Genomic DNA, 24,691 nt, shown 5'->3' on the forward strand with positions numbered 1-24,691 from the left:
ACTTAGCCGCTATGTGGAGAGCCTACTCAGGACATTTGAGCCACACTTACCTAAGGGTTATTCCATTACTGGAAGGCAAGTCATGAATAAACTCATTAAATAAGTTAATACTGAAATAGCCTATAGTGGTTGCTTATAAAGCCTAATTTAGTTGTAATAACAACATGACAAACACTGAGCAATATAGGGACAGCATAGATGCGACAGGCGCGCCGATTAAGCAGGCTTGGTGTAGCTTAGGTCATAAAAGCAAATTCCCATAGCATAAAAACACCAATTCTCACACACCGAGCAGGTAGCGCCTCAATCCAACAAGCGATTATGCAACACAAACTGCGTGCCGCATAAAAGCTAAAATGTTAATGTTTTAAGGAGTAGTTTTGAAGTTAATCACGTTTATTGGTATCGCATTATCTTTTACTGTTTCAGCTCAACCGACACTTATCAACGTCAATGAATTTGAACTTGAGTATGAAGTTGCAGGTAATGGTAAGCATATAGTTCTTTTGGAGGCCGGTGGTAGTGCTGGCATGTCTGACTGGGAGCCCGTTTTTAACCAAATAGCTGAGCATGCCACGGTTATTCGTTATTCTAGAGTTGGAAATGGCAACTCCACAGCTATTAAGAGGCATTTTACATCAAGTGATTATGCAGAATACGCCAGCGAGTTTTTAGTTGCATTAGATGTTAACCAGCCGGTCATTTTAGTTGCTCATTCATATGGTGGCAGCGTTGCGAGAGAGTTCGCCGCAGCTTACCCAAAACAAATAAAAGCACTGTTAATGTTAGACCCGTCTTCCGAACATGATGTTGATATATTGCGTGCTATTGATTTAGAAAAAGCTAATCGAGAAATTGCTCAGATCAAACTGGATGACATGGCCGATGGTATGTCGAACCAATATCTAGATTTCTGGAGTAAAAGACCGCTACCTGATTACCCACAAATCAAAGATATGCCCGTAACAGTGATTACCTCTGTAAGAAAAGTAGAAAAACCAGCCAATTTGTTTTTCACGGATCAGGGCAGAAAAATGTGGGGTGAACTATGGCAGGAGTGGGCGAGTGCTTTCCCACAGGGTAAATCTGTGTTGACTGGAAAAAGTGGTCATTTTGTGCAGATTGATGAACCAGAACTGGTTTTAAATGAGCTTTTAGTACTGATGCAAAAGCTGGATAACCACTAACAAGCAAAGGCAACCGACCCCCAAACAACTATGGACGTTACCAATGTCTGGTATAGAGCCGTCATTCGGCTCTGAAACATTTTGTCCAGAAATGAGTTCGTCGACTCAAGGCACAAAGCTGTTATTCTCGGTAAGATTCAACTCTAATAATCAAATGTGGCAGATCAAGTAAAGTTACAAGCTTTGAGCTCTCAGATTGAACCCCTTAAGAGAGCAAATTTCGACGTGGTAGCAGCGGGTTTACCGTGTAATTATTGATATGCTGCTTGGCATGTGGCGCGATGCAAAATCGCGCCTACAGCTATTAACTCCCAACCACATACCCTGTAAAACCAAGCACTTTAAAATACTGTTTAGGGGTGCTGAATCCAGTTTCATTTACTAATTCAGAAAAACGAATTCGGTCTAATGGGTAAAACTCGTGCTCTAGGTTGTGGCGCATGCGCTCTGTGCCGGCTTCAGTCAAACCTAACTGTGAACAAAGCTGTAGTTGTGACTCGCGCTCAAAAGCAGATTCTGGGCGCATTAAATCGGCAATGTATAAGTTGCTCGATTTTTTGAGCTTGCTGTGAATCGCTTTTAATAGTGCTTTTTTATCGCCGTTATCTTCAACAAAGTGCATGACTAGTAAACACAGTGCGGCGTCACACTGGCTGTCGATGCCGTTGATATCACCGCAATGCACTGTTACTCGGTCGCTGATGTTATGCTGGCCAAACTGCTGCTCGGCAATATCGAGCATGTCTTGTGAGATATCTTGAGCAATAAACTGCCAGCCTGGTTTTAACGCCGCTAATTCAATGATTTCTTTACCTGTTCCGGCACCAACCACTAAAATGCACGCATTATCGTTCAGCGTTGTTGCTAATTGGGCTGCGGTTGCTTGATGTAATAGCTCATAACCTGGAACTAGTCGCAAAATACGTTCGTCGTAGTGACTTGCTTCTTCATGATTAAAAGTTGGCATGCTAATCCTTTAAATAACTGAGATGGTCGAATAACCACCTGGTTTTTTCGCCACATGCACTTGGGTGGCAACGCGTTCGGTCATTTCTGAGACGTGAGAAATCACCCCGACTTTGCGGCCCTGTGCTTGCAGAGAATCAAGAGCATCCATCGCGATGCTTAACGTTTCACTGTCCAACGTACCAAAACCCTCGTCGATAAACAAAGAGTTTATTTGCACTTTATTTGACGATAAGGAGGCAAGCCCTAATGCGAGGGCTAACGACACCAAAAATGACTCACCACCCGATAACGTATTAACAGAGCGCTGCTCATCGGCCATATCTCTATCGATAATTGCGATATCGAGGGTTTGTCCTATAGCGGTTAATTTGTAGCGTTTATTTAGTGTCTGTAAGTGACTATTCGCGTAGTGCAACAGTATTTTTAAGGTTTGCGTTTGTGCTAAATTACGCATGGTTTTGCCGCTGGCATCCCCCAATACCTTATTGAGTAGATGCCAGTGTTCATAGCTTTTTTGCTGCTCTACTAATTGCTTTTGTTTATCTGCCAGCGCTTGGCTATTTTGTTGATGGGTTTTAAGCTCCGTCGCAACTTGCAATAATGCGTTATTAGCTTGCACTTGTTGCTCTGTTGTTTGATTAAGCTGTATTTGCAGCTCATCTTCACTCAGTGCAGGTTTATCTTTTTGGTGCTGAGCTTGAGCTTTTTGTAACTGTTTTAACAGTGCCTCAGCGTCTTTTAAGCTACTCTCGGCAGTGTGGTGATCAGCCAATGTTTTCTTGATCTCAGTTGGGTTTATCGTTAATAGCTGACTAACTGCTTGTTCATCCAAACTTGTGTGCTGCGCTTTAAAATCGCTAAACCAATGGCTAAAGCGTTCATTAAGTGCCGCATGTTCAGCGTTTAGTTCTTTTTCACGTTCGTCAAGATTTGCTATTTGAATGGCTTGTTCGTCACGCGCCTTCACCGCATTACTATGGGTTGTCAGGGCAAGTTGCAGTGCCTGCTGCGCGGAATCTACCGCCTTTTCAAGCTCTGCTATAAACTCATCTACCGATATTGCTGCGTTACTCAATAAGCCCTCGCGCTTTGATTGTATCTGCGTTAATTCGGTTTGAGTTTGGCTTAGTTGCTCGTTGCACTGAGTTAAAGAGGTATGTGCTTCGTTAAGCTGCGGTGTTACATGCGCAAGGTGCTGCTCAATGGCTTTTAAACTAGCTTTAAGCTCATCCGCAGTTTGCAGCGACGCCTGATAAGCCTCAACGTGCTCTGCAATGACCTCTAAAGAAATGTTTTGTGTATTGAGTGCCTGCCACCAAGGTGCACTGGTGAACTGTTGATTCAGTGTGGCATGTAGCTGCTGATGCTCATCATTGAGCTCATTTAAGCGTGTTTGCAGATTATTTAGCTGTTGCTGCAATTCGTTTAGTTGCTGCTCTTTACTATGCAGCGTTTGCCCTTGCTTATTGTACTCAGCTTGCTTAGCTGCAAGCGTATTTTGCAGCTGTTGTTGCTGCTCAAGAGTTTTATAGTATTGCTGTTTTTGCAGGCTGAGCTGTTGCTGACGCTCGTTTAACTGAGCTTCGGTTAAATCATTTAGCTCAGTACGGCTTGCTGCCATAGTTTCTTTGAGGCTCTGTTGTTGAGCACTCAGTTCTGAGATTTGCCCGTTTAATGAGCTTATCTGTTGGCTGCATGCCGCCAGCTCATTACTTTTAGCTTGCTGTAATGTTAGCTGAGCTTTTAAATGCTGTTTGGCGTTAGTTAGCTCCTTGGTAAAGTCGTTAATAAGCTGGCTAAATTGCTCGTTCACCATTTCTTCATGCATAAATGGGTGCTCTTTTGAGCCACATACCGCGCACGGCTCCCCTGCTTTTAAGGTGGCACGTAACTGGCTGACTCCTTCACTGGCTCTTAATTGCACTTGCTGTAAGTTTTGCTCACAAAGCGAAACCTGTTGCTGTGCTTGTTCTGCCCCTTGCTGCGCATCTTTTAGTGCGGTTTGTAGTTGCTGCTCAGTTTGGCTTAATGTGTTTAGCTGGGTTTGCCAATTTTTTAACTGCTGATGATTAGTTTGCCACACTTGGCGTTTTTCAATCAGGTGTTTAATCGCCTCAAGCCCCGCATCAATATCAGCCATTGATTGGGTATTTAAACTCGATTTAAAGGCGGTATCTTGCTCATTTAAGCGCTGAATTTCTTGTTCAAGGATTTGAAATTGAGTTTTGCACTGCTGCGCGGCTGCTTGCTGCTCATCAATTTTAGGCTGAAGAGAGTTTACGTTTTGCTGTGATTGGCTAATCGTGTGCTGTTGCTGGCTAAAGCGGCTTAACTCACTTTTATAGAATGACCAGTCTTTCGCTAATGGTTGCCATTGTGCATGTGCCTCTAAATAGCTATTTATTTGCGCTTGCTGCTCGAGCTGTTTTTGCTGCTCGGCTTTATGGCTATTTAGTGTATTAGTCAGCTCTTGATGATGGTGCTTTGCTTTTTCTGCTTGTACTTTTTGCGCCGTTGCTTGCTGATTTAAAACCGCAAGTTGTTTATCTAACTCACGGGCCTGGCTAATAATAGGTTGCGCGTCTTTTTGTGCTTGCTTTGCTTGGTTTAGTTGCGCAGTTTGCTTCTCAAGCGTTTGCTCAGCGTCTTTGATTAGTGTTTTATGGTCAACGTTTAAAAGCTGCTCCCGGTTTTTAATAAGTTGCCCATGTTGAGCTGTAATCGAAGTGACGCGTTCACGGTTATCCTTTATTTCTAAGCATTGCTGGGCTTGTTTTGCTTCAGTGGCTTTTTCAGCAAGCGCGTGCATTTGTTGCTGTAACTCTTGCTTTGCTTGCTCAGCTTGGTTTAGCTGTTGTTGCTGCTGCAATGCTTGTTTATACCACGCTTGGAACTGTTCAAATTGTTTTATTTGTTTTTGTAACTCAGCAAGTTTAGCCTCAAGCGCTTTGTGTTCTGCTTGTTTAGTTTCGACCTCTTCAGGGCTTAAAACCTGATAATTACTTAAACTTAACTTTAACTGCTCTAATGCTTGCAGCTGCTCACGATGGCGTTCAAAAATTCGCTGACCAATACGGCTAAATTTATCGGTGCCTGTCAAACATTCAAGTAATTGCGCACGTTCATCACCGGTTGCTTTTAAAAAGGCGGCAAATTCATGTTGTGCAAGCAGTACAGCTCGTGAGAACTGTTCAAAGCTCAAACCAATAATACGTTCAATTTCTTTACCTGCTGCGCTTCTATCAGCGATGAGGGCTTCATCAGGTAATGAATAGAGGCTATGTTGTGCGGGCTGTAATTTACCATCAGCTTTATTACGAGCGCGGCTAAAGCTTAACCTTGCACGGTAAAGCTGTTTGTCTTGGCCTATAAAGTCGACTTCGGCAAACCCCTGCCCTGCCCCGCGGCGTAATAAGTTTCGCGAGTCATTGAGTTTGATGTTGTCGCCATTAAAGTCAATTTTATTGCCTGTATCACCTCGTAGTCGTGCGGTTTTGTTGTACAGTGCTAAGCAAACGGCATCGAGTAAAGTACTTTTACCCGCGCCAGTATCACCTGTGATGGCAAATAGTCCCGCCTCTTTTAAAGGCGAAGTGCTAAAGTCGACTTCGGCGTCTAAGATAGAGGCGAGTTGATGAACACGAATTGCTAAAATTTTCATAGTAGATCCTCCGCATTCAATTCATCGATCACTTGGCTTAATAAGCTTTCTAGTTCTTTTGGCACCGCCTGCCCTGCCATATCTTTATTGTTTGCAAATGCTTGCTCTAAAAGTGAATGTGGGTTTAGCGCTTCAATTTGCGAGACATCTTCAAATAGGGTTTGCTCATCGTCTTGCTGATTACTCTGCTGTCTCACCCTTTCAATGCCGCAGAACTTAACCTGCTTACCTTCAAGGGCTTGTTCTATTTGCTCTCTGAAAGTGGTGTCAGTGTCATGGGCGCTCAATTTAACCCGCAGGTATGGCGCTAAATCTTCATCTGTTAAATCGAGCTGTTTTATAAGCTCACAGAGTTCGTTTAGTGGCACACAGTCTTTTTCCGGTAGCAACATGACTTTACAAAAGCTAGGAATGTAAAGGGGGTTTACAGAAGTTCCTGAGTCACTAAGCTCGACTAGCACAACTTGATGCTGATAGCGTCTTTCAGAAAATGACATTGGCATTGGCGTGCCACTGTAGCGAATGGTCTCTTTCTTCGCGACGGTTTGGGCCTTATGAAGATGCCCTAGCGCGACATAATCGGGTTGATCAGTAAATATGCTTGCCGATATCGCATCTTCACCACCAATCACTAAGTTACGTTCAGAATCAGATGAGATGTCTCCGCCTTTTGCATGCAGGTGGCCCATGGCAATTAATGGCGCGTTTGGTAATTCGCTTGCTGCTTGTAATGCATCTTTGTAGGCAAGGGCAACGGCTTGGTTGTAACTTAACGGTTGCTCTTGTTGGCGGTTATAACTGCTTAAATCACTGTTACGTAAAAATGGCATGGCAACAACATTCGCATCGCCGTTTTTTGTGCTGATTGCCAGGACTACTTCATGAGGAGCATTGCTATCAAAGCGGCCAACAACATGCGTATCAAACTGAGCCAATAAAGGCTTTGCCGCCATAATTCGATTTGCTGAATCATGGTTACCAGCAATAATCACTATGTGTAAGTCAGGGCAATGCTGCTTAGTGGTTTTAATAAATTGGTAGAGTTGGTTTTCTGCGCTGGTAGGTGGCGTTGCCGTATGATAAATGTCACCCGCAACCAGTAATAAGTCGATCTGTTCTGAGACAAGCGTATCGGTTAACCAAGCTAGAAATGCTTGATGCTCATCGAATCGGGAGTGCTCGTAGAATTGTTGGCCTAAATGCCAATCAGATGTATGAAGGACTTTCATTAAACGCTCTTATTATTTATTAAGAGCGTCAATATACCTAAGCTGAGCCAAGATGCCCAGCTTGGTTTGTTAACTTAAGCTATACCAAGCAAAAACCACCATAGGTAGAGCTAGCAACGCCATAATCAATGGAACTTTAAGCGCTTTAGTTTGTTTTGCTTGTAAAATCTTTAGGGCATTCGTTTCGTTACATGCCGCTACTTTATCAATATAAAAATACCCTGAATCTAGGTACTGTTTACAATTTTGTTCGTCCGCTGGAATTGCAATTAGTTCTTGTTGTTTTTTTAGGATATAGAAATCCATAAGCCCACCGAATTCTAAGCTGTTTACCGACACATTTTTGGGATAAATACAGCTTCTGCATTGACCCAAAATCAAAAAAGTGGGCGATTTTAAATACAAATGGCAGTAAATTTCAATAGAAAATGCCGCAAAAATTAATTTATTGCGAAAATAATGAAAATTAGAGTCAAAATTACTAAAGATGAGCCTAAAAACAGTCCTTTTTTAGTCCATTTTGAACTGGGAGATGTACGTGCTAACGCATCGTCTTCATCACATGCGTTGATCACTTCAATATATTCAAAGCCACGTTCTTTGTACTCGTTTAAAATTGATTCTTGCGCAGGAATAGCGGCTAAACGAGAGTCTTTTTTTACAATATAAAACTTCATCTAATCACCTTTATTACTGTTAAACAAAATTTGACCAAGTTGGCTTAAAATTAACTGTAATACTTTGTAATGAATTCGTGCTGAATTAAAAATAACCAATGCGTCTGTAAACCCCCTTTACATTGCCTGAAAGTAGGGATATGTAGCTGCAAAAATAGTTCATTGCACAAAGGTGAATACTAACCTGAAAAACTAGCATTTTATCGTGATTTTATTGCAACCTTGTTAGCTGTTTGAGATGGTAGGCTTACACTTAATTTACAGGATTAACAATGAAAAAAGCAGTTCTCCATTTGAGTGCTTTGGTATTGCCTTTGGCAGTGTCCTCAGCAGTCATGGCGTCATCGGTAGAGCAAACTAAAGGCTCGTTTGTTGATAAGTTTCGTCAGTTAGATGAAGCACTCCCTACCCCAAATGTATATAGAAGTGCGGCGGGTGCCCCTGCCGAAAACTACTGGCAGCAACAGGTAAACTACGACATTGATGCTAAGCTTGATGAAAAGAAACGCCGTTTAACAGCAAGCCAAACAATTGAATATAAAAATAACTCGCCTCACACTTTAAAGTACCTTTGGTTACAACTAGACCAAAATATCTTTAAATCTGACTCAATTGCTGAAATGACATCGACTTTTAATGGTAAAACATTGCAAGGTGACCCTCAGCCAAAATCAACTAAATTGAGTTTAGGACAGTTACGTCGTCAGCAATTCATGGCCGACAACGAGCTGGGTTATCAAATCGCCAATGTTAAAGACGAAGACGGAAAAGAGCTTAAAGTTACTGTAGTAGATACATTAATGCGTATCGACTTAAACGAACCGCTTAAACCGGGTAAAGACGTTGAGTTCAGCATGGACTTCGCCTTTAACATTGTTGAAGAAGATGCCGTTGGTGCACGCTCGGGTTATGAGCATTTTGAAGAAGATGGTAACGATATCTTCTTATTAGCGCAGTGGTTCCCTCGTCTTGCTGCGTATACTGACTATGAAGCTTGGACGAACAAAGCGTTCTTAGGGAGTGGTGAATTTACCCTTGAATTTGGTAACTACGACGTTGAATTAACGGTTCCTGCAGACCACATTGTATCTGCAACAGGTAAGCTGGATAACCCGAGCAGCGTTCTAACTAGTACGCAGCGTAAACGCTTAGAGCAAGCTGAAGATGCCAAACGCCCTGTTTTTATCGTGACTGAAGAAGAGGCACTCGAAAACGAAAAAGAAGGCACAGACAAAACTAAAACATGGCATTTTAAAGCTGAAAATGTCCGTGACTTTGCATGGGCCTCATCACGTAAATTTATGTGGGATGCTAAGGGCTACCATCAAGGTGGTAAAGACCAGCCGTTAGTGATGGCGATGTCTTTCTACCCGAAAGAGGGTGGCGATCTCTGGAAGAAATACTCTACAGAAGCTGTTGTTCATACGATGGAAGTGTATTCGCGCTTCTCATTTGACTACCCTTACCCTGTGGCACAGTCAGTTAATGGCCCTGTCGGTGGTATGGAATACCCCATGATCACCTTCAATGGTCCGCGCACAGACTTGCAAGATGACGGAACACGTACCTACTCTCAAGCAGAAAAACGCTTCTTAATCGGCGTTGTTATCCATGAAGTTGGGCATATTTATTTCCCAATGGTGGTGAATTCTGATGAGCGTCAATGGACGTGGATGGATGAAGGTCTTAACAGCTTCTTAGATGGTGTTGCTGGTCGTGAGTGGGACCACACAATTCCTTGGGGTGTTGAGCCTCGCGATATCGTTGAATACATGAAGTCAGAAAACCAAGTGCCGGTTATGACACAGTCAGACAGTGTATTACGTTTAGGCCCTAATGCTTATACTAAGCCTGCTGCCGCACTTAACATATTACGTGAAGTGATCCTTGGTCGTGAGTTATTTGACTTTGCATTTAAAGAGTATGCGCAGCGTTGGAAATACAAACGCCCTACTCCAGCTGACTTTTTCCGTACAATGGAAGAAGCGTCTGGCGTTGACCTTGATTGGTTCTGGCGTGGTTGGTTCTACACCACAGATCACGTTGATATCTCGTTAGATAAAGTTTATCAGTTACGTTTAGACACCAAAAACCCTGATATCGACTTTAACCGTTTGCGTGACATCGAAGCTGACAAGCCAATGCCATTATTCGTACAACGTAATAAAGAAGAAGGTAAAAAACTGTGGGTTGAAGAAAACCCAGATGTCACTGACTTCTATGATGAAAACGACCGCTTTACGGTAACTAATAAAGAGCGCAACGCGTACAATAAATTCCTAAAAGGCCTAGAGCCTTGGGAACGTAAAACATTTGAGCGTGCAATCAAAGAAGATAAGAACTACTACGTACTTGAGTTCTCAAACTTGGGGGGCTTAGTAATGCCTATCTTACTAGAGCTTACTTATGAAGATGGTACGAAAGAAGAGCAGTACATTCCGGCTGAAATTTGGCGTCGTAACCATAAGCATGTTCAAAAGCTAATTGTAACTGAGAAGGGTAAAAACCTAGTGTCTGTTGCGGTTGACCCTCGTTGGGAAACTGCGGATGTAGATGTAGAAAACAATAACTACCCGCGTCGTATTATTCCATCACGTATTGAAGTGTATAAGCGTGAGAAGAGTAAAGCGAAAGTCAGCCGCGATATCATGCAAGATATTAAAACAGAGCTGAAAAAGGGCGATGAAAAAGATGCCCAGGAGCAACAATAATGCGCTTTGTAGCCATTGTTTTTGCTTTATTACTGAGTGCGCCTAGTATGGCGCACCAGTTAAAAGCGTCTGTGACAACTGTGCTGTTTAATAAACGTACAAACAACATAGAGCTTATGCATCGCTTTTATTTGCATGATACGGAGCATGCTGTTGAATATTTGTTCGACGGTAATGCTGATATCTTAAGTAATAAAGACGACCAAAAGCGTTTTGCTGATTATGTTGAGTCACATATTGCCCTGCAAACTTTAGATGGTAAGCCACTTGAACTTAAAAAAGTGGGTGCACAAGTTGATGGTAAATTCTTTTGGGTTTATCAGGAAGTCACGATCCCAGAGGGAATTCATGGCATTCGTATGAGCAACGGAGCACTTCGCGACCTTTGGCCTGCACAAGTGAATATGGTAAATATTGAGGGTAAAGGGAAAGTAAAAACACTGACCTTTAGCCAAGATGATACCTGGCTTGAAGCTAAGTTTGAGGCGTTAGAACCTCAATAGACTTATACAAAAGGATTAAAAAACTTGGCTTTTTAATCCTTTGATCCTTTAATAAAGCTATATCGTACACTATCTTATTAGTGGGTATAAACATTTCCCAATCGCCATATACAAGGATTTATATGAGTATTTATGATAACAATATTCGTGGTGTGATTTTTGACTTAGACGGCACTTTGGTATCGTCAGAGCTGGATTTCTCACTGATCAAAGCACAAGTGGGTTGTCCTCTTGAGGAGGATTTGTTGGCGTATATTGCCACGCTTCCCTCGCCTTACATGCGCGAAGAGGCGATGAATATTGTCCATCAACATGAGCTTATTGATGCGCAGCACGCACATTTATTGCCTGGTGTGGCTGATGCGATTACCAAGCTAAAAGAAAGTAATATTCCAATGGCCATTGTGACTCGTAATTACGACCGTGCAGCTGCCATTAAGCTAAAAAATAATCCTCTGCCGATAGAAACGGTTTTGACTCGCTCAGATGCGCCAGCCAAGCCTGACCCAAGTGCTTTAAATGCCATTGCCACACTCTGGGAACTTGACCAGTCAGAGTTACTTTATGTTGGTGATTATTTATTTGACATACAAGCAGCCCACAACGCTAACATGCGAGCTTGTTTATACGCACCACATGAAATTCCTGAATATGCAAATCAAGCAGACTATGTACTGCATCATTTTTCAGAACTGCCAATTTTGGTTGATTCATTCCAAGAAAGTAAGGTGTTATGTTAAATAGCCTTGTTTTTTATTTTTCCTGATATTAATTGTTAGCTTTTTATTTTTTTAAGTTTCCTAGGGACGATTTGATCTTTGCTCATTTTTTACTTTACCTAATCGGTTATACATCCCAAGGTGTTAATAAAATCGTCCCTAGAGTGAACAAATTTTAATCCTGAAGGTTAACACGCCCTAGTACTAGCCCAAGCGGTCATGACTTGTTAAAATATCGGCAATTATCAAATGTATTCATAGAGGCATAAGATGGGCAGAGCATTTGAAGTCCGCAAAAACGCCATGGCTAAAACAGCCAATGCAAAAACAAAAGTAAATTCTAAGTACGGTAAAGAAATCTACGTTGTTGCTAAAAATGGCGAACCAGATCCAGAAGTTAACCAAGCGCTAAAACGTATTATTGAGCGTGCAAAAAAAGATCAAGTTCCAGCACATGTAATTGATAATGCAATCAAAAAGGCTGCCGGTGGGGCAGGGGAAGACTACTCTCCAGCACGTTACGAAGGCTACGGCCCAGGTAACTGTATGGTTATTGTTGACTGTTTAACTGATAACCCTAACCGTACTATTAAAGATGTACGTTTACCGTTTACAAAAACAGATTCAAAAATTGGCACACCCGGTTGCGTAGCGCATATGTTCGATCACTTAGCTGTTTTAGGCTTTGAAGGTGATGACGACGAAGTCGTACTTGAAGCGCTAATGATGGCTGATGTAGACGTAACTGATGTAGAAGTCGAAGACGGCAAAGTGTCAGTATTCGCTCCTCACACTGAGTACTACAAAGCAAAAACAGCACTTGAAGAAGCATTTGAAGGTATTAACTTTGAAGTAGACGAGATTACGTTTGTTCCACAAGTTCATACAGACATCACTGATCCAGATGACATAGCAAACTTTGAAAAGTTTATTTCTATGCTTGATGACTGTGATGACGTTCAAAACGTTTATCACAATGCGATTGTCAAAAGCTAATTTGTAAAAAGGGGCATTTGGTAACAAATGCCCTTTTTTAATAGATTTTTATTATGCTGTGAATGATGAGTATTCACTGTCGTTATGAGTTTATACCAATACGCTTAATTTAGTGGTCTATTTTGAGGCAATAAAACCTCGTTGATAACAAGGCAAAAATTTCGTTATTTAGTTGTTCTAAATCAGAAATTTTTAACGCAGGTAGCGACAGGTTTAATCCCTCAAAATAATTAAGAATTATTGCGGATTGGTATCAATTGATATTAGTTAAAAAAAAAGCAGCCAAAGGCTGCTAGGAACGACACATCAAACTCGAAGGGAGTTAAATTGTGCTTAATTTAACGACTTATGTTTTATACGGAACGCATGCAGTAATGGTTCAGTATAGCCACTAGGTTGTTTAACTCCTTCTAATACAAGGGCTAGCGCAGCTTGATAAGCAATACTTTGTGCTAAGGTTTCGGCTGAATCAGCCATATTCTTGTAGGCCGGATCCCCTTCATTTTGACCATCGACAACCTTTGCCATTCGCGCCATGGTTTTTCTAATTTGCTCTTCAGAACAAACACCATGATACAGCCAGTTGGCCATGTGCTGGCTTGAAATACGCAGTGTGGCACGATCTTCCATTAAACCGACATGGTTGATGTCAGGTACTTTTGAGCAACCAATACCTTGGTCAATCCAACGCACAACATAGCCTAAAATACCCTGTGCATTGTTATCAAGTTCGGCTTGAATATCTTCCTTGCTTAAGCTGCTGGCATCTTTCATAAGCGGTGGAGTGAGTAAGCTAGTAAGGCTTGCTTCTTTGCGGTCCATCAGCGCTTTTTGACAAGCAAATACATCAATATCGTGATAATGCATTGCATGTAGCGTTGCAGCAGTAGGAGAGGGCACCCACGCGGTATTTGCACCACTTTTCGGGTGACCACTTTTTTGTTCCATCATTAACGCCATTTTATCTGGCATTGGCCACATACCTTTACCAATTTGTGCTTTGCCACTGAGTCCTGTAGCAAGACCAATATCTACGTTGCGGTCTTCGTATGCGCTGATCCAAGGCTCAAGTTTGATAGCGCCTTTTGGTAGTACAACACCTGCTTGCATTGAAGTATGAATTTCGTCACCGGTACGGTCTAAGAAGCCTGTGTTAATGAATACAACACGCTTTTTAGCCTCGAAAATACACGCTTTTAAGTTAGCTGAAGTGCGGCGCTCTTCATCCATAATCCCCATTTTAATGGTGTTTTCAGGTAAGCTTAATAGCTGCTCAACGCGGGTAAATAGGGTATTGGTGAAGGCCACTTCTTCTGGGCCATGCATTTTTGGTTTAACAATATTAATGCTATTGGCCGTTGAATTTTTAAGGCTGCTTGTACCTTTTAAGTCATGAAGTGCTGCGGTGCTGGTGATAATGGCATCCATAATACCTTCAAACACGTCATTGCCTTCACTATCTTGGATAGCTGGATTTGTCATTAAGTGGCCAACGTTACGCACAAACATCATGCTACGGCCTTTTAGCGTCAGTGTTTCACCATTCACACCTTGATATTGGCGGTCCTGTGCTAAACGACGCTCAATGGTTTTACCGCCTTTGTTAAATGCTTCTACTAGGTTACCTTGCATTAAACCAAGCCAGTTTTGATAGACGTTTACTTTGTCTTGTGCATCAACAGCAGCAACGGAATCTTCACAGTCCATAATCGTTGTGAGGGCTGCTTCAAGTAGCACATCTTTAAGGCCTGCTTTATCTGCTTGACCTATTGGATGATGATGGTCGATTTGCAGTTCGATATGTAAGCCATTATTTTTCAGTAAGATAGCGCTCGGATTTTGCGCTTCACCTTGGTAACCAATAAGTTGTTCAGGATTAGCTAAACGAACCTGGCTGCTGTCACGTAATGTGATTAAAAGTTCATTGTTAACCACTGAATAGCTGGTACTTTCGATATGCGAGCCATTTGCTAAAGGCAATGCTTTATCTAGGAACTGGCGGGCATAAGCCATGACTTTAAAGCCACGTACAGGGTTGTATGTAGCGCCTTTCTCAGCGCCGTCATCTTCACTTAATACATCAGTGCCGTATAGCGCATCATACAGTGAGCCCCAGCGGGCATTCGCTGCGTTTAAGGCAAATCGTGCATTGCTCACTGGCACAACGAGCTGCGGCCCCGCAGTGCTTGCGATTTCAGGCTCAACTTGCTCTGTTTCTATGCTGAAGCTAGCTGGCTCAGGAACGAGATAGCCAATGTCTTTTAGGAATGCTTGATAGTTAGCTGCATCCCATACCGGTTGTTGCTTGTGATAGTCATCAATCTTTGCTTGCAGTTGTTCGCGTTTTTCTAAAAGCGCACGATTGATTGGCGTTAACTCAGTGACGATATCAGCAAAACCTTGCCAAAAAGTGTCTGTGCTAATACCTGTTCCTGGTAAAAGTTGCTGTTCAACAAACTGTGCTAGTTGTTGATCAACGCTTAAACCGTTAAGTGAGAGAGTGGTCATAGTAATGTCCTTTAAACGAGCTTAATGTGATCATTCATGGCCTAACCATATCGTAAAAAAAGCTAATAAGCAGGTTATTTACCATTCACTAAAAATATAGTGGCAATAACAACTATAAATTTACTAAATCCAAAAAATCCGCCTAATGTTGGATTAAGCGCTACGAAGCGAACGCCAAGTAGCCACTCTCACTAACAAAAAATAGATAACCCGTTCGAAGGATTTTTATTATGACAACATATCAACGCGAAACAGATAACCTAGCTACTTTATGTCAAACACAAGGCAAAACGTGGCAGTCAATCAACCCAGAATACGCAAGCCGTATGCGCTTACAAAACCGTTTTCGTACGGGTTTAGACATTGCTCAATACACTGCAGACATCATGCGTGCAGACATGGCAGCCTACGATGCTGACCACAGCCAATACACACAATCATTAGGTTGTTGGCATGGTTTCACTGCACAACAAATGATGATGGCAATTAAACGTCATAACAAAACAACTAAACGCAGCTATGTATACCTAAGCGGCTGGATGGTTGCGGCACTTCGTTCTGAGTTCGGTCCATTACCTGACCAAAGTATGCATGAAAAAACGTCTGTTCCAGCGCTAATCGAAGAAATCTACACTTTCTTAAAGCAAGCAGATGCACGTGAACTTGACCACCTTTACAAAGACCTAGATGCAGCGAAAGCAAACGGCGGTGATGTTCAAGCCGTGCTAAATAAAATCGATAACTTCGAGAGTCATGTTGTGCCAATTATTGCTGATATTGATGCGGGTTTCGGTAACGAAGAAGCCACTTACCTACTTGCTAAAAAGATGATTGAAGCAGGCGCATGTGCTATCCAAATCGAGAACCAAGTATCTGACGCAAAACAATGTGGTCACCAAGCGGGTAAAGTAACTGTACCGCATGAGGATTTCCTAGCAAAAATTAACGCAGTTCGTTACGCATTCTTAGAGCTTGGTATTGATAACGGCATTATCGTTGCGCGTACTGATTCATTAGGTGCAAGCCTTACTCAAAAAGTGCCTGTATCTAAAACACCAGGTGACCTTGCGAGCCAATACACGTCGTTCCTTGAAACAACACCAGTAAACAGTGTTGATGACTTAAACGAAGGCGACACAGCAATGAAGCTCAACGGTCAGCTTTGCAAGCCAACACGTTTAGATAATGGTTTATATCAGTTCCGTGAAGGCACAGAGAAAGACCGTGTAGTGCTAGACTGTGTTACTAGCTTACAGTCTGGCGCAGACTTACTGTGGATTGAAACAGAAAAACCAAATGTTAAACAAATCGCTGAGCTTGTGAATCGCGTTAAAGAGCAAGTACCCAATGCTAAGTTGGTATATAACAACTCACCGTCGTTCAACTGGACACTTAAATTCCGTGAGCAAGTATACGCTGAGTGGCAAGAACAAGGTAAAGACTTATCAGCTTACCCAAGCATCGATGATAATAAAGCATTAATGGCACCAGAAATGGATTACACAGAGCTTGCAGCGGCAGCAGACGTACTTGTACAAAACTTCCAAAAAGATGGTGCACGTGAAGCGGGTATCTTCCACCACCTAATCACGTTACCAACTTACCATACAGCGGCGCTAAGTACTGATATTCTATCAGAAGGCTATTTCGGCGACCTAGGTATGCTGGCGTATGTTCGCGACGTACAACGTCAAGAAATTCGCCGTGAGCAAGCATCAGTGAAACACCAAGACCTAGCAGGTTCTAACATTGGTGATACTCATAAAGAGTACTTCTCTGGTGAAAATGCGCTTAAAGCCGGTGGTGAAGCAAATACTATGAATCAGTTCTAACCAAGTAATGATGTAACACCTTTATAGCTATTCAATAATGTTGTTAGGGGCCTTCGGGCCCTTTTTCATTTTTTGAGTGCGGGCTTAGATATTTGGATCAGAGTTTAACTAAGTTTTGGATCAGCCATTTACTAGCTTTGTAAAAATACAGATCACGCATTTACCAGCCTCAGAATTTTAGATCAGGATTTAACTAGCTTCGTCTTATAAGCAGAAAATATGCACTCATTGACTAAAAACCACCTTTAGAATGGCTAAAATTAGGTCATACAAACGGTAATTTAGGGCTGTTTTGTAGAATATTGCGATTTACAAACCGATTTTTTATTAACTCACCTAAGCCATAAACCGATTTTTTACCAACTCAACATCCTTACAAACCAAAATTTTACTAACTGAAGCTAGGTTTTTAGCGGCACAAACCGATTTTTTACTAACTCAAGTTACTGATTTTGGCTATAAACCGATTTTTTACTAACTGCTTTTTATTTAATGTCCGATATTTACTAGAAATATGTAAGGAGTTACTCACATTTAAACTGTAAAGGGGGTTTACAGAGAGGGAGCTAGCAAGGGGGAAGTAAGAAAGAGTAAAGTTAGCAAGTAGCAGCGGGTTTGCCCCGCGTTATGGTTTTATTAAATGATGTTTCGGATTAGGCGCGATATAAAATCGCGCCAAATACGATGTGAGATAAGTTAAACGAAACTGCGTCACGAAATCCGTTCACCTTGCGCAAATGAAACGTTCTCGCTTCGCTCGATGTCGTTAATCATTTCCACTGTTTTTATCAAACCACCATTGAATATAGGCTACTTTGGTCATCAGGTTTGATGGGCGAGCAGTAATACCATGCGAGGCATTAGGAATACGCACCATAGCCGTATCAACACCTTGTAGCTTTAACGCTTGGTAAAATTGCTCAGTTTCAGAAATCGGCGTGCGATAGTCTGATTCACCAGTTAACAGCATAGTTGGTGTTTTTACATTGCCCACATAGCTAATTGGTGAGCGCTTCATATAATGCTCAATGTTGTCCCATGGTTTACCTGGGAACCAATAATCAGCAAAGAAAGGATAGAAGTCAGCAGTTAGTACAAAGCTGATCCAATTGATGACTGGTTTAGCAACAACAGCTGCTGCAAAGCGGTCTGTATGACCCACAATCCATGCTGTTAATACACCGCCACCTGAGCCGCCGGTAACAAACAGTTTACTGTCATCAATAAAGCCCTTATTGATGACAGTATCAACACCTGTCATCAAATCATCAAAGTCATTACTTGGGTAGTTATGATGAATTGTTTGCGCAAATTCTTTACCGTACGAGTCACTGCCGCGCGGATTCATATAAAGTACAACATTACCTTTGGCTGCGTATAATTGCACTTCAGGGCTAAAGTGAGGGCCGTAGTTTGCAACAGGGCCACCGTGGATCTCTAAAACAAGAGGGTACTTCTTGTTTTTATCGAAACCCGGTGGGTATGCAATCCAACCCTGAACGGCTAAGCCGTCATGGCTTGATTTAACCCAAATTTCTTCAACTTTGGCAAGTTCTTTGTCGCCCAGTGCATCTTCGTTTAATTGCGTTAAACGAGCCGTTTTACCGCGCTTAATTAATGCTACATCAGCTGGGCGTTGTGTATCAGCGAGTGTGAATGCAACTTCACCATCTTCGCTCACGTCAAAGTCACCACCTGAATAGGGACGGCCAAAGGCGACACTACCAATCTCTGAGGTGATCACTTTATGTTTACCACTACGCGGTTGGTAAGCTAGGTGTGTTTTACCTTCGCTATCGTAACTAAAATAAAGGCCTTGGCCGCTATCATCCCATTTAATGCTTTCGACACTGCGATCTAAATCAGCAGTGAGTACCGAGCTTTTACCTGATTTTAAATCAAGTAAATAAATATCGTTATTTTCATAGTTAGTCTTTTTGTCATCATAGCCAGTGTAAGCGAGATAACGACCATTTGGAGAGACTTTAGGACTTGAATCAGGGCCTTTACGGTCTGTTATTTGGCTGATTGAACGATCCGCTAAGCTAAGTTTATAGATTTCAGATTCAGTTGGGTGTAACTCGTTGTTTTCATATCGATTAGCTGAAAAATAAAACGCATCACCCTGTTCATTAAAGCTAATAGCACCGCCGTGATCAAAATCACCTGAGCTTAATTGGCGGGCATTGCCGCCCGTTGCACTCATGATGAAAAAGTGACGATAACCTTTTTCAGAGTAGCCACCGCCATCGGCGCGATAATAGGTATCATCAATATAGGTAGCTGGCTCCGCCCATTTTGCGCCCTCAGGTTTACCTGGTAAAGACACTGGGCTTGCTGATTTAGCTGGCACAAACTGGCTGAACACCAATTGTTTGCCATCTGGCGTCCAAGTTAATCCGCTAGGGCTTTGCGTTAGGTTACTGATTTTCGCTACATTACCGGTTTTTAACCATTTTACATAGATTTGGCTGCTACCATCACGAGTCGAGATAAATGCTAGGCGAGTTTCATCCGGCGACAGTACTGGTGAGTAATCCATATGTACACCAGACGTAAGCGGTAGCATGGTTTTGCCATCTGGGTTTACTGACCAAATATTGCTAACTTTACGGTCGCTTTTGATATCCACTCGGTTACGCACAAAATAAATTGTGTCGCCATTTTTTGTCATTTCTATTTGGTTGGCGTATTCAAGATCAAAAACATTTTCAAGCTCAAAGGTATTGCTAGCTTCGGCGTGGCCGTAAAAGCTAGCTGCTGCAAGCAGCGCTAAAGACGTTTTAAACTTCATTTTATTTCCTTGTTAGTGAGCGGTGTTTAACCTGTTATCCTGTTATAAAGTAACAACCACCCGAAATACAGTCCATTGCGATGAATGGAGAAATCAATAGACAGATGGTCATTTCCCTTTTATGTTGAGTACAGACACTTTTAAACGTAAGGAACACACAATGATAGGTTACATCATGTTAGGCACTAACAACCTAGCTAAAGCAGTAAAGTATTACGATGAATTATTCGCCACCCTAAACGCCGAGCGCTTTTTAGAAACTGACCGCTTTGTCGCATGGAACACTGGGCAAGATAAACCTGGTTTTGCGATAACCAAACCTTATAATGATGAAAAAGCGACCGTAGGTAACGGCACCATGATTGCGTTGGCAGTCGAAACCCCAGCCCAAGTAGATGCTTTTTATAAAAAAGCCATAGAGCTTGGCGGCACAGACGAAGGTGCACCCGGCCCACGTGAAATGCCTGGCTTCTATGCGGGATACTTCAGAGACCTAGACGGTAACAAACTTAATGTGTTTTGTTTTACCCATGGGTGAGGGAAGTTAGCAAGTGCTGCACCTGCTACACCTCGTAATATGTGGTAGTCTCGCGCGAAATAAATTTCACACCTACATGAATGCTATTAATTTACTCAAGTGGTGAATCGGGAGATTCTTGTTCGAAGCTAAAGCATCTCCTAACTCGCATCTGACTTTAAACCCTTGCTTCTCAAATCTAGCATCTTGCCCTTCCTATTTCTTTTCTCGAACCATGCCCCATCATAAATACGCAACATTCCAAAGTTGTATTTGTTTTCAAAAAAACTGCCTTTTTCACTATTTTTTGGCGAAAATATTAACCTTGCTTTTGTGTGAGTTACTCATTGTTTTGATTTATATAAAGTTATATTGTTGGTTCATTAATTGCTTTTTTTTATTTTTACAACTCTTTTAAAGGAAATAAAAAATGAAAAATACCTTAACGCTTACCCTTCTTGCTGTACTGCTTTTGGTTTTGTACTCTCAATTTTCAGAATTAGCTTATAAATTTGGCTTTGCTGAGCTTAAACTTAATGCAGTATTGGAAAACAGTGAACATATGAAAGTAAAGTGTGATGCATACTCGTTTGGCTTTTTTGATGAAATAAAACTTCAGAATAAATTTCAAAAATGTATTAACGATTATGAAGCCCAAGGCTACGAAATTGTTAGCAGAACAGACAAGCAGTAGCTTATTGCTGGCGTCATGCTTGCGTGGCGCGTCTGCAACATCGCACAATATCTATGCAGTCCCGCGCGAAATAATTTCGCGCCTACATGCATCCCTCAAAGAAAGCATTATCAGTGAATAGAAAGTCTTATTAGGCTCTTAAGCACACCTACCAACTTCTCCCTATTTTCATTAAACTACAGCTATAAAAAATAACTATAAAAATAAGCGAGTTAGAATAATGTCGAAACTGTTTAAGTCACTTTCATGTGTTGTTACATTAGCGTTGGTTGGATGTGGCACAAATGAGGTGTTTACAGCATCTGCTAGCAATGAGTTTGCTCATGGCGATGAGCTATTAAGTGCCACTGCGCTAACCGAAGATGCGAGTCACGCTTTAGTGGCAACTCAATCTAAAGTGTGTATTTGGGATAATCAGTTAAAAGCGCGTTTATACGATTGTATAACAGGGCAGGGCGCTGAGCATGTTGAGCTTGTGGGTTTTAGTGCTAACAAATCTCATTTTTTTATTTCAAATCGGTTATCGGTGACTTTATACGATACTCGCACGGGGCGTAGTATCGGCACTTGGCTCACCGGGCAGGAAATCGCCAGAGACATCGCTATATCAGCCTCTGGTGATACCTTGGTTATTGCCTATCGTAGCGGCAAGGCTGAGGTAATAAATACCCGAACAGGTGATACTAAGCGTTTTGATATTCATCGCTTAGATATTAATAGCGTGGCGCTATCGGCTGATGGCCAGTGGGCGTTTACCGGCTCCAGCGACAAGTACGTTAAGCTTTGGTCAACGAGTGATGGCAGCATTCGCTTTGAAGAGCGTCTAGCGACCAGAGTGAATCACGTTACTTTAAATAAATCAGCAAGCTTGGCCTTTGCAATTGATTCGGTTGATGATCGTGTATTCTTTGATTTGGCCAATAAAAAAGAGCTATCAGAAGTGGACTCATACGCTAACTTTATTGAGTTCACCGCATCGCAATTTATCAACCAAGATAAATGGCTATTAACCGGCTCACCAAAAATGAAAATGCGTTTATATCGCGTTGCAGATGGTGAACTAATCGCTGAATACGAAGCTAAACAACAGCGCCAACGTACGTCAGTACTGAGTGTGGCGTACGATGGTAACCAGCTATATTCAGAAACCAGTGACGGCCTATTGCAAGCTTGGCCATTTGATAAAATAAGCACTAAATAACAGCTAAAACAAAAACGCCTACTTTAAGTAGGCGTTTGTTTTAAACTGCAATTAAATTAGTAATCAAACTTATGCTTGGTAAACAGGCTTTGCACTTGTTGCCAAACAGCACCAGGCTTACCATCACCAACTAACTTGCCATTTACTTTTACGACAGGGCCAACTTCTTTAGTGGCGCTGGTGATCCATACTTCGTCGGCATCAAGTAACTCATCTTTACTAATAATACGTTCTTGCACTTTGAAGTCACTGTAGCTGTGTAGAATATTGAGGATTAACCAGCGGGTGATCCCAGGTAAAATTTGATTATCGAGTGGTGGCGTGCTTATCACACCCTCTTTTACAATAAACACATTGCTTGAACTGGCTTCGGTAATTTCTTCCAAGCGGTTAAATAGAATCGTTTCTTTGTTACCTGCTACGGCACCATGTTGGTAATGAATAACGTTACCAAGTAGTGCAGTTGATTTAATATGGCAACGTTGCCAGCGGCGATCTTGCTCAAGTGATACGGTATATGCTGTCGCATTATCGATGTCACTAACAGGTTCTGCTGGAATTTCGAAAGCAAATGCAAATACCGTTGGGGTAATGTTAGTTGGGTAGCCATGGGCGCGTTTAGTGTCGGCACCACGGCTCACGTGTAAATAAATCCCTAAGTTGTCACCTTGGTTTTTCTCGCATAAGTCGTTACAGATTTTTCGCCACTTATCGGCATTGTAATCGAGCTTAATTTCAAGCTCGTTTAAACCGTTATTCATACGCTCAATATGTGCGCCAAAGCCTAGCATTTTACCGTTATAAGATGGGATCACTTCATAGATGCCATCGCCAAATAAAAAGCCGCGATCCATTGGTGAAATCTTTGCTTCATCAGCGCTAAGGTAGTCACCGTTTAGGTATACCGTGCCCATTGTTAAACCTCATTCTGTGTAATAAAGCCGCCAAGTTGGCGAAGCCGAGTTATTAATTGTTGACCATGCATAGCATGCAAGCCATCTTCGGTGAGCTCATTTTTATGGGTGACGCCATCAACACTACCGCGCTCACTTAGGTAATGTAGAATGTCTAGAGGCTCAATAGCTGCCAATAAGTCTGTGTTGTGCCAGCGGCTTAAGAATCCAATGAGACCATAAGCGGCCCAATTAGACACATCTGCCAACAACAACTCATCACAGGGTGTTAAACAGGGTGTGATGCTAAGATCTTGCATATGTTGTGCAAGGTTACCCATGCCTATTTCATTACCGCCATCACCAATTGCAATAGTGGGGCAACGTGCTTCTGTCACAAAAAAATCAAAGCAGCCACAATGTTCAGAAATATCAATGCCGCGCATATTGTAATAACGTTGATGCTGATTAAGCCCTGGGCGCTCTATTGATAAAACACAATCAGGCTTTAACTGCTCAAGGGCTTTAATGCTAAAAGTGCGCGCATTATCAATATTGTTAATTGGCAGCTCAAAACAGTTAAAGTCTTTTTTTAGGATACTGTAAAGGGGGTTGCCAGTGACCAAAATTGGCTGTTTACCGAGCTTTTCAAGTACTTTGTAAAGTGCTATAGCGCCAACAGGACCGTCAGTTTCAAAGGTGTTATTAACCGCAAAGCCTGTACCAATCAGAATAGTATGTTGCGCGTTGTGAAGTGACTGTGCGGCTCGTAAATAAGTGCCCTTGGTTTGCTTGGCATATAAAGACTGCATACCTCGTGGATTTAGTTCGACCATCATGCTTTCTATTTTTAGACTGAGTGCTTCATCACTTAGACTTGGCATAATGCGTTGATCTCTTGAATCAGGGCAATGCCTGCATCATTATCGCCGTGAACACAAAGGCTGTCGGCATGGAGTGTGAGCTGCTGGCCACTTTGAGTGGTAACAGTACCATGTTCAATTAATTGTTTTACTTGCTTCAAAAGAGCGGGCTTTTCTAAAACACTCCCCGCAAGAGCGCGTGAGACCAGCTTTCCTTCATCGGTATATTGGCGATCGGCAAACGCTTCTAAAATGAGTTCGATACCTAATTCAGTTGCTAGCGCTTTGTGTTTGGCTGCTTGATTGGTGGCTAAAATCATTAACTTTAGTGGTTTAGGATAACGAGCAACTGCTTGCATAACGATATTTAACGTATGTTCTTCGCGCATCATATCGTTATAAAGGGCACCATGTGGTTTAACGTATTCCAGTGTTAAGCCATGCACAGCAGCCATACCATCAATTGCAGCAATTTGATAATGAAGGCAGTTAGTGAGTTCTTTTTCACTCATTGCCATCGAGCGACGACCAAAACCTTGTTTATCTGGATAGCTTGGGTGTGCGCCTATAGTGACCTTGTGCTTCTTTGCAAGAGAGAGGGTGCTTGCCATTACATCGGCATCACCCGCATGAAAGCCACAAGCGATATTGGCCATATCAATATGTGGCATCACTTGTTCGTCTAGGCCCATTTTCCACATACCAAAGCTTTCGCCTAAGTCGCAGTTTAGTTTCAT

The 24,691-nt window shown here is 42.1% G+C and carries 19 protein-coding genes; 9 read left to right on the forward strand and 10 right to left on the reverse strand.

Features of this window, described 5'->3' with window-relative positions; genetic code table 11:
* Nucleotides 1-389: 389 nt before the first annotated feature.
* Entirely contained in the window at nucleotides 390-1,187 is a 798-nt protein-coding gene (locus L3V41_RS08050; protein ID WP_237127601.1) for an alpha/beta hydrolase, read from the forward strand.
* Between the two features lie 304 nt (nucleotides 1,188-1,491).
* Here L3V41_RS08050 and L3V41_RS08055 read toward each other — a convergent pair whose 3' ends face one another.
* The 5 genes from L3V41_RS08055 to L3V41_RS08075 all read right to left on the reverse strand — a co-directional run bounded on the left by L3V41_RS08055 (nucleotide 1,492) and on the right by L3V41_RS08075 (nucleotide 7,723).
* Nucleotides 1,492-2,154: a class I SAM-dependent methyltransferase gene (locus tag L3V41_RS08055; protein ID WP_237115525.1), complete on the reverse strand. Its 663-nt coding sequence runs from the start codon at nucleotides 2,152-2,154 to the stop codon at nucleotides 1,492-1,494.
* Between the two features lie 9 nt (nucleotides 2,155-2,163).
* Entirely contained in the window at nucleotides 2,164-5,817 is a 3,654-nt protein-coding gene (locus tag L3V41_RS08060; RefSeq protein ID WP_237127518.1) for an AAA family ATPase, read from the reverse strand.
* A complete protein-coding gene (locus L3V41_RS08065) occupies nucleotides 5,814-7,046 on the reverse strand; it encodes an exonuclease SbcCD subunit D C-terminal domain-containing protein (protein WP_237127519.1) in 1,233 nt (410 codons plus the stop codon). Before L3V41_RS08065 ends, L3V41_RS08060 begins: the two co-directional genes overlap by 4 nt.
* A 69-nt stretch (nucleotides 7,047-7,115) precedes the next feature.
* On the reverse strand, nucleotides 7,116-7,352 hold the full coding sequence (locus L3V41_RS08070; RefSeq protein ID WP_062567824.1) for a hypothetical protein: 237 nt from the start codon (nucleotides 7,350-7,352) through the stop codon (nucleotides 7,116-7,118).
* Between the two features lie 134 nt (nucleotides 7,353-7,486).
* Complete coding sequence (locus L3V41_RS08075; RefSeq protein WP_062567823.1) at nucleotides 7,487-7,723, reverse strand: hypothetical protein; 237 nt, start codon at nucleotides 7,721-7,723, stop codon at nucleotides 7,487-7,489.
* A gap of 272 nt (nucleotides 7,724-7,995) precedes the next feature.
* Here L3V41_RS08075 and L3V41_RS08080 point away from each other — a divergent pair, with 272 nt between their 5' ends.
* The 4 genes from L3V41_RS08080 (at nucleotide 7,996) to L3V41_RS08095 (ending at nucleotide 12,652) form a co-directional block, all read left to right on the forward strand.
* Nucleotides 7,996-10,434: a M1 family metallopeptidase gene (locus tag L3V41_RS08080; RefSeq protein WP_062567822.1), complete on the forward strand. Its 2,439-nt coding sequence runs from the start codon at nucleotides 7,996-7,998 to the stop codon at nucleotides 10,432-10,434.
* Entirely contained in the window at nucleotides 10,434-10,937 is a 504-nt protein-coding gene (locus L3V41_RS08085; RefSeq protein ID WP_062567821.1) for a DUF6702 family protein, read from the forward strand. Before L3V41_RS08080 ends, L3V41_RS08085 begins: the two co-directional genes overlap by 1 nt.
* A 122-nt stretch (nucleotides 10,938-11,059) precedes the next feature.
* Nucleotides 11,060-11,677 (forward strand): HAD family hydrolase, encoded by a 618-nt coding sequence (locus tag L3V41_RS08090; protein ID WP_130152010.1) that lies wholly within the window; start codon nucleotides 11,060-11,062, stop codon nucleotides 11,675-11,677.
* Nucleotides 11,678-11,926: 249 nt separating this feature from the next.
* Complete coding sequence (locus L3V41_RS08095) at nucleotides 11,927-12,652, forward strand: YebC/PmpR family DNA-binding transcriptional regulator (RefSeq protein WP_058584380.1); 726 nt, start codon at nucleotides 11,927-11,929, stop codon at nucleotides 12,650-12,652.
* Nucleotides 12,653-12,985: 333 nt separating this feature from the next.
* Here L3V41_RS08095 and L3V41_RS08100 read toward each other — a convergent pair whose 3' ends face one another.
* A complete protein-coding gene (locus L3V41_RS08100; RefSeq protein WP_237115521.1) occupies nucleotides 12,986-15,160 on the reverse strand; it encodes a malate synthase G in 2,175 nt (724 codons plus the stop codon).
* A 230-nt stretch (nucleotides 15,161-15,390) separates the two neighbouring features.
* On the opposite strand from L3V41_RS08100, the gene L3V41_RS08105 reads away from it, so the two are divergent.
* Nucleotides 15,391-16,992: an isocitrate lyase gene (locus tag L3V41_RS08105; RefSeq protein ID WP_237127520.1), complete on the forward strand. Its 1,602-nt coding sequence runs from the start codon at nucleotides 15,391-15,393 to the stop codon at nucleotides 16,990-16,992.
* Nucleotides 16,993-17,758: 766 nt separating this feature from the next.
* Here L3V41_RS08105 and L3V41_RS08110 read toward each other — a convergent pair.
* The gene (locus L3V41_RS08110) at nucleotides 17,759-19,786 is read right to left on the reverse strand and encodes a S9 family peptidase (RefSeq protein ID WP_237127521.1); all 2,028 of its coding nucleotides are present in this window, start codon (nucleotides 19,784-19,786) and stop codon (nucleotides 17,759-17,761) included.
* Between the two features lie 160 nt (nucleotides 19,787-19,946).
* Here L3V41_RS08110 and L3V41_RS08115 point away from each other — a divergent pair, with 160 nt between their 5' ends.
* From L3V41_RS08115 to L3V41_RS08125, 3 genes are all read left to right on the forward strand, one after another.
* Nucleotides 19,947-20,324 (forward strand): VOC family protein, encoded by a 378-nt coding sequence (locus L3V41_RS08115; protein ID WP_062567816.1) that lies wholly within the window; start codon nucleotides 19,947-19,949, stop codon nucleotides 20,322-20,324.
* A 409-nt stretch (nucleotides 20,325-20,733) separates the two neighbouring features.
* Nucleotides 20,734-20,997, forward strand: coding sequence for a hypothetical protein (locus L3V41_RS08120; protein ID WP_062567815.1), 264 nt, complete (start codon nucleotides 20,734-20,736; stop codon nucleotides 20,995-20,997).
* A gap of 220 nt (nucleotides 20,998-21,217) precedes the next feature.
* Nucleotides 21,218-22,198: a WD40 repeat domain-containing protein gene (locus L3V41_RS08125; protein WP_237127522.1), complete on the forward strand. Its 981-nt coding sequence runs from the start codon at nucleotides 21,218-21,220 to the stop codon at nucleotides 22,196-22,198.
* Nucleotides 22,199-22,254: 56 nt separating this feature from the next.
* On the opposite strand, the gene L3V41_RS08130 is transcribed toward L3V41_RS08125, so the two are convergent.
* The 3 genes from L3V41_RS08130 to L3V41_RS08140 are packed head-to-tail and all read right to left on the reverse strand — an operon-like array spanning nucleotide 22,255 to nucleotide 24,691.
* The gene (locus tag L3V41_RS08130; RefSeq protein WP_237127523.1) at nucleotides 22,255-23,112 is read right to left on the reverse strand and encodes an aminotransferase class IV; all 858 of its coding nucleotides are present in this window, start codon (nucleotides 23,110-23,112) and stop codon (nucleotides 22,255-22,257) included.
* A 2-nt stretch (nucleotides 23,113-23,114) separates the two neighbouring features.
* Nucleotides 23,115-23,975, reverse strand: a complete 861-nt coding sequence (locus L3V41_RS08135) for a glutamate cyclase domain-containing protein (protein WP_062567812.1) — start codon at nucleotides 23,973-23,975, stop codon at nucleotides 23,115-23,117.
* Nucleotides 23,963-24,691: a 5-oxoprolinase subunit PxpA gene (locus L3V41_RS08140; protein ID WP_062568164.1), complete on the reverse strand. Its 729-nt coding sequence runs from the start codon at nucleotides 24,689-24,691 to the stop codon at nucleotides 23,963-23,965. The genes L3V41_RS08135 and L3V41_RS08140 overlap by 13 nt, the downstream gene beginning before the upstream one ends.

Origin of the sequence: Pseudoalteromonas sp. L21, assembly GCF_021728035.1 — a bacterium.
Classification (GTDB): domain Bacteria; phylum Pseudomonadota; class Gammaproteobacteria; order Enterobacterales; family Alteromonadaceae; genus Pseudoalteromonas; species Pseudoalteromonas arabiensis.

Coding starts and splice junctions, on each gene's coding strand:
- L3V41_RS08055 (WP_237115525.1), bottom strand. CDS start 2,154: ATGCCAACTTTTAATCATGAAGAAGCAAGTCACTACGACGAACGTATT.
- L3V41_RS08060 (WP_237127518.1), bottom strand. CDS start 5,817: ATGAAAATTTTAGCAATTCGTGTTCATCAACTCGCCTCTATCTTAGAC.
- L3V41_RS08065 (WP_237127519.1), bottom strand. CDS start 7,046: ATGAAAGTCCTTCATACATCTGATTGGCATTTAGGCCAACAATTCTAC.
- L3V41_RS08070 (WP_062567824.1), bottom strand. CDS start 7,352: ATGGATTTCTATATCCTAAAAAAACAACAAGAACTAATTGCAATTCCA.
- L3V41_RS08075 (WP_062567823.1), bottom strand. CDS start 7,723: ATGAAGTTTTATATTGTAAAAAAAGACTCTCGTTTAGCCGCTATTCCT.
- L3V41_RS08080 (WP_062567822.1), top strand. CDS start 7,996: ATGAAAAAAGCAGTTCTCCATTTGAGTGCTTTGGTATTGCCTTTGGCA.
- L3V41_RS08085 (WP_062567821.1), top strand. CDS start 10,434: ATGCGCTTTGTAGCCATTGTTTTTGCTTTATTACTGAGTGCGCCTAGT.
- L3V41_RS08090 (WP_130152010.1), top strand. CDS start 11,060: ATGAGTATTTATGATAACAATATTCGTGGTGTGATTTTTGACTTAGAC.
- L3V41_RS08095 (WP_058584380.1), top strand. CDS start 11,927: ATGGGCAGAGCATTTGAAGTCCGCAAAAACGCCATGGCTAAAACAGCC.
- L3V41_RS08100 (WP_237115521.1), bottom strand. CDS start 15,160: ATGACCACTCTCTCACTTAACGGTTTAAGCGTTGATCAACAACTAGCA.
- L3V41_RS08105 (WP_237127520.1), top strand. CDS start 15,391: ATGACAACATATCAACGCGAAACAGATAACCTAGCTACTTTATGTCAA.
- L3V41_RS08110 (WP_237127521.1), bottom strand. CDS start 19,786: ATGAAGTTTAAAACGTCTTTAGCGCTGCTTGCAGCAGCTAGCTTTTAC.
- L3V41_RS08115 (WP_062567816.1), top strand. CDS start 19,947: ATGATAGGTTACATCATGTTAGGCACTAACAACCTAGCTAAAGCAGTA.
- L3V41_RS08120 (WP_062567815.1), top strand. CDS start 20,734: ATGAAAAATACCTTAACGCTTACCCTTCTTGCTGTACTGCTTTTGGTT.
- L3V41_RS08125 (WP_237127522.1), top strand. CDS start 21,218: ATGTCGAAACTGTTTAAGTCACTTTCATGTGTTGTTACATTAGCGTTG.
- L3V41_RS08130 (WP_237127523.1), bottom strand. CDS start 23,112: ATGGGCACGGTATACCTAAACGGTGACTACCTTAGCGCTGATGAAGCA.
- L3V41_RS08135 (WP_062567812.1), bottom strand. CDS start 23,975: ATGCCAAGTCTAAGTGATGAAGCACTCAGTCTAAAAATAGAAAGCATG.
- L3V41_RS08140 (WP_062568164.1), bottom strand. CDS start 24,691: ATGAAACTAAACTGCGACTTAGGCGAAAGCTTTGGTATGTGGAAAATG.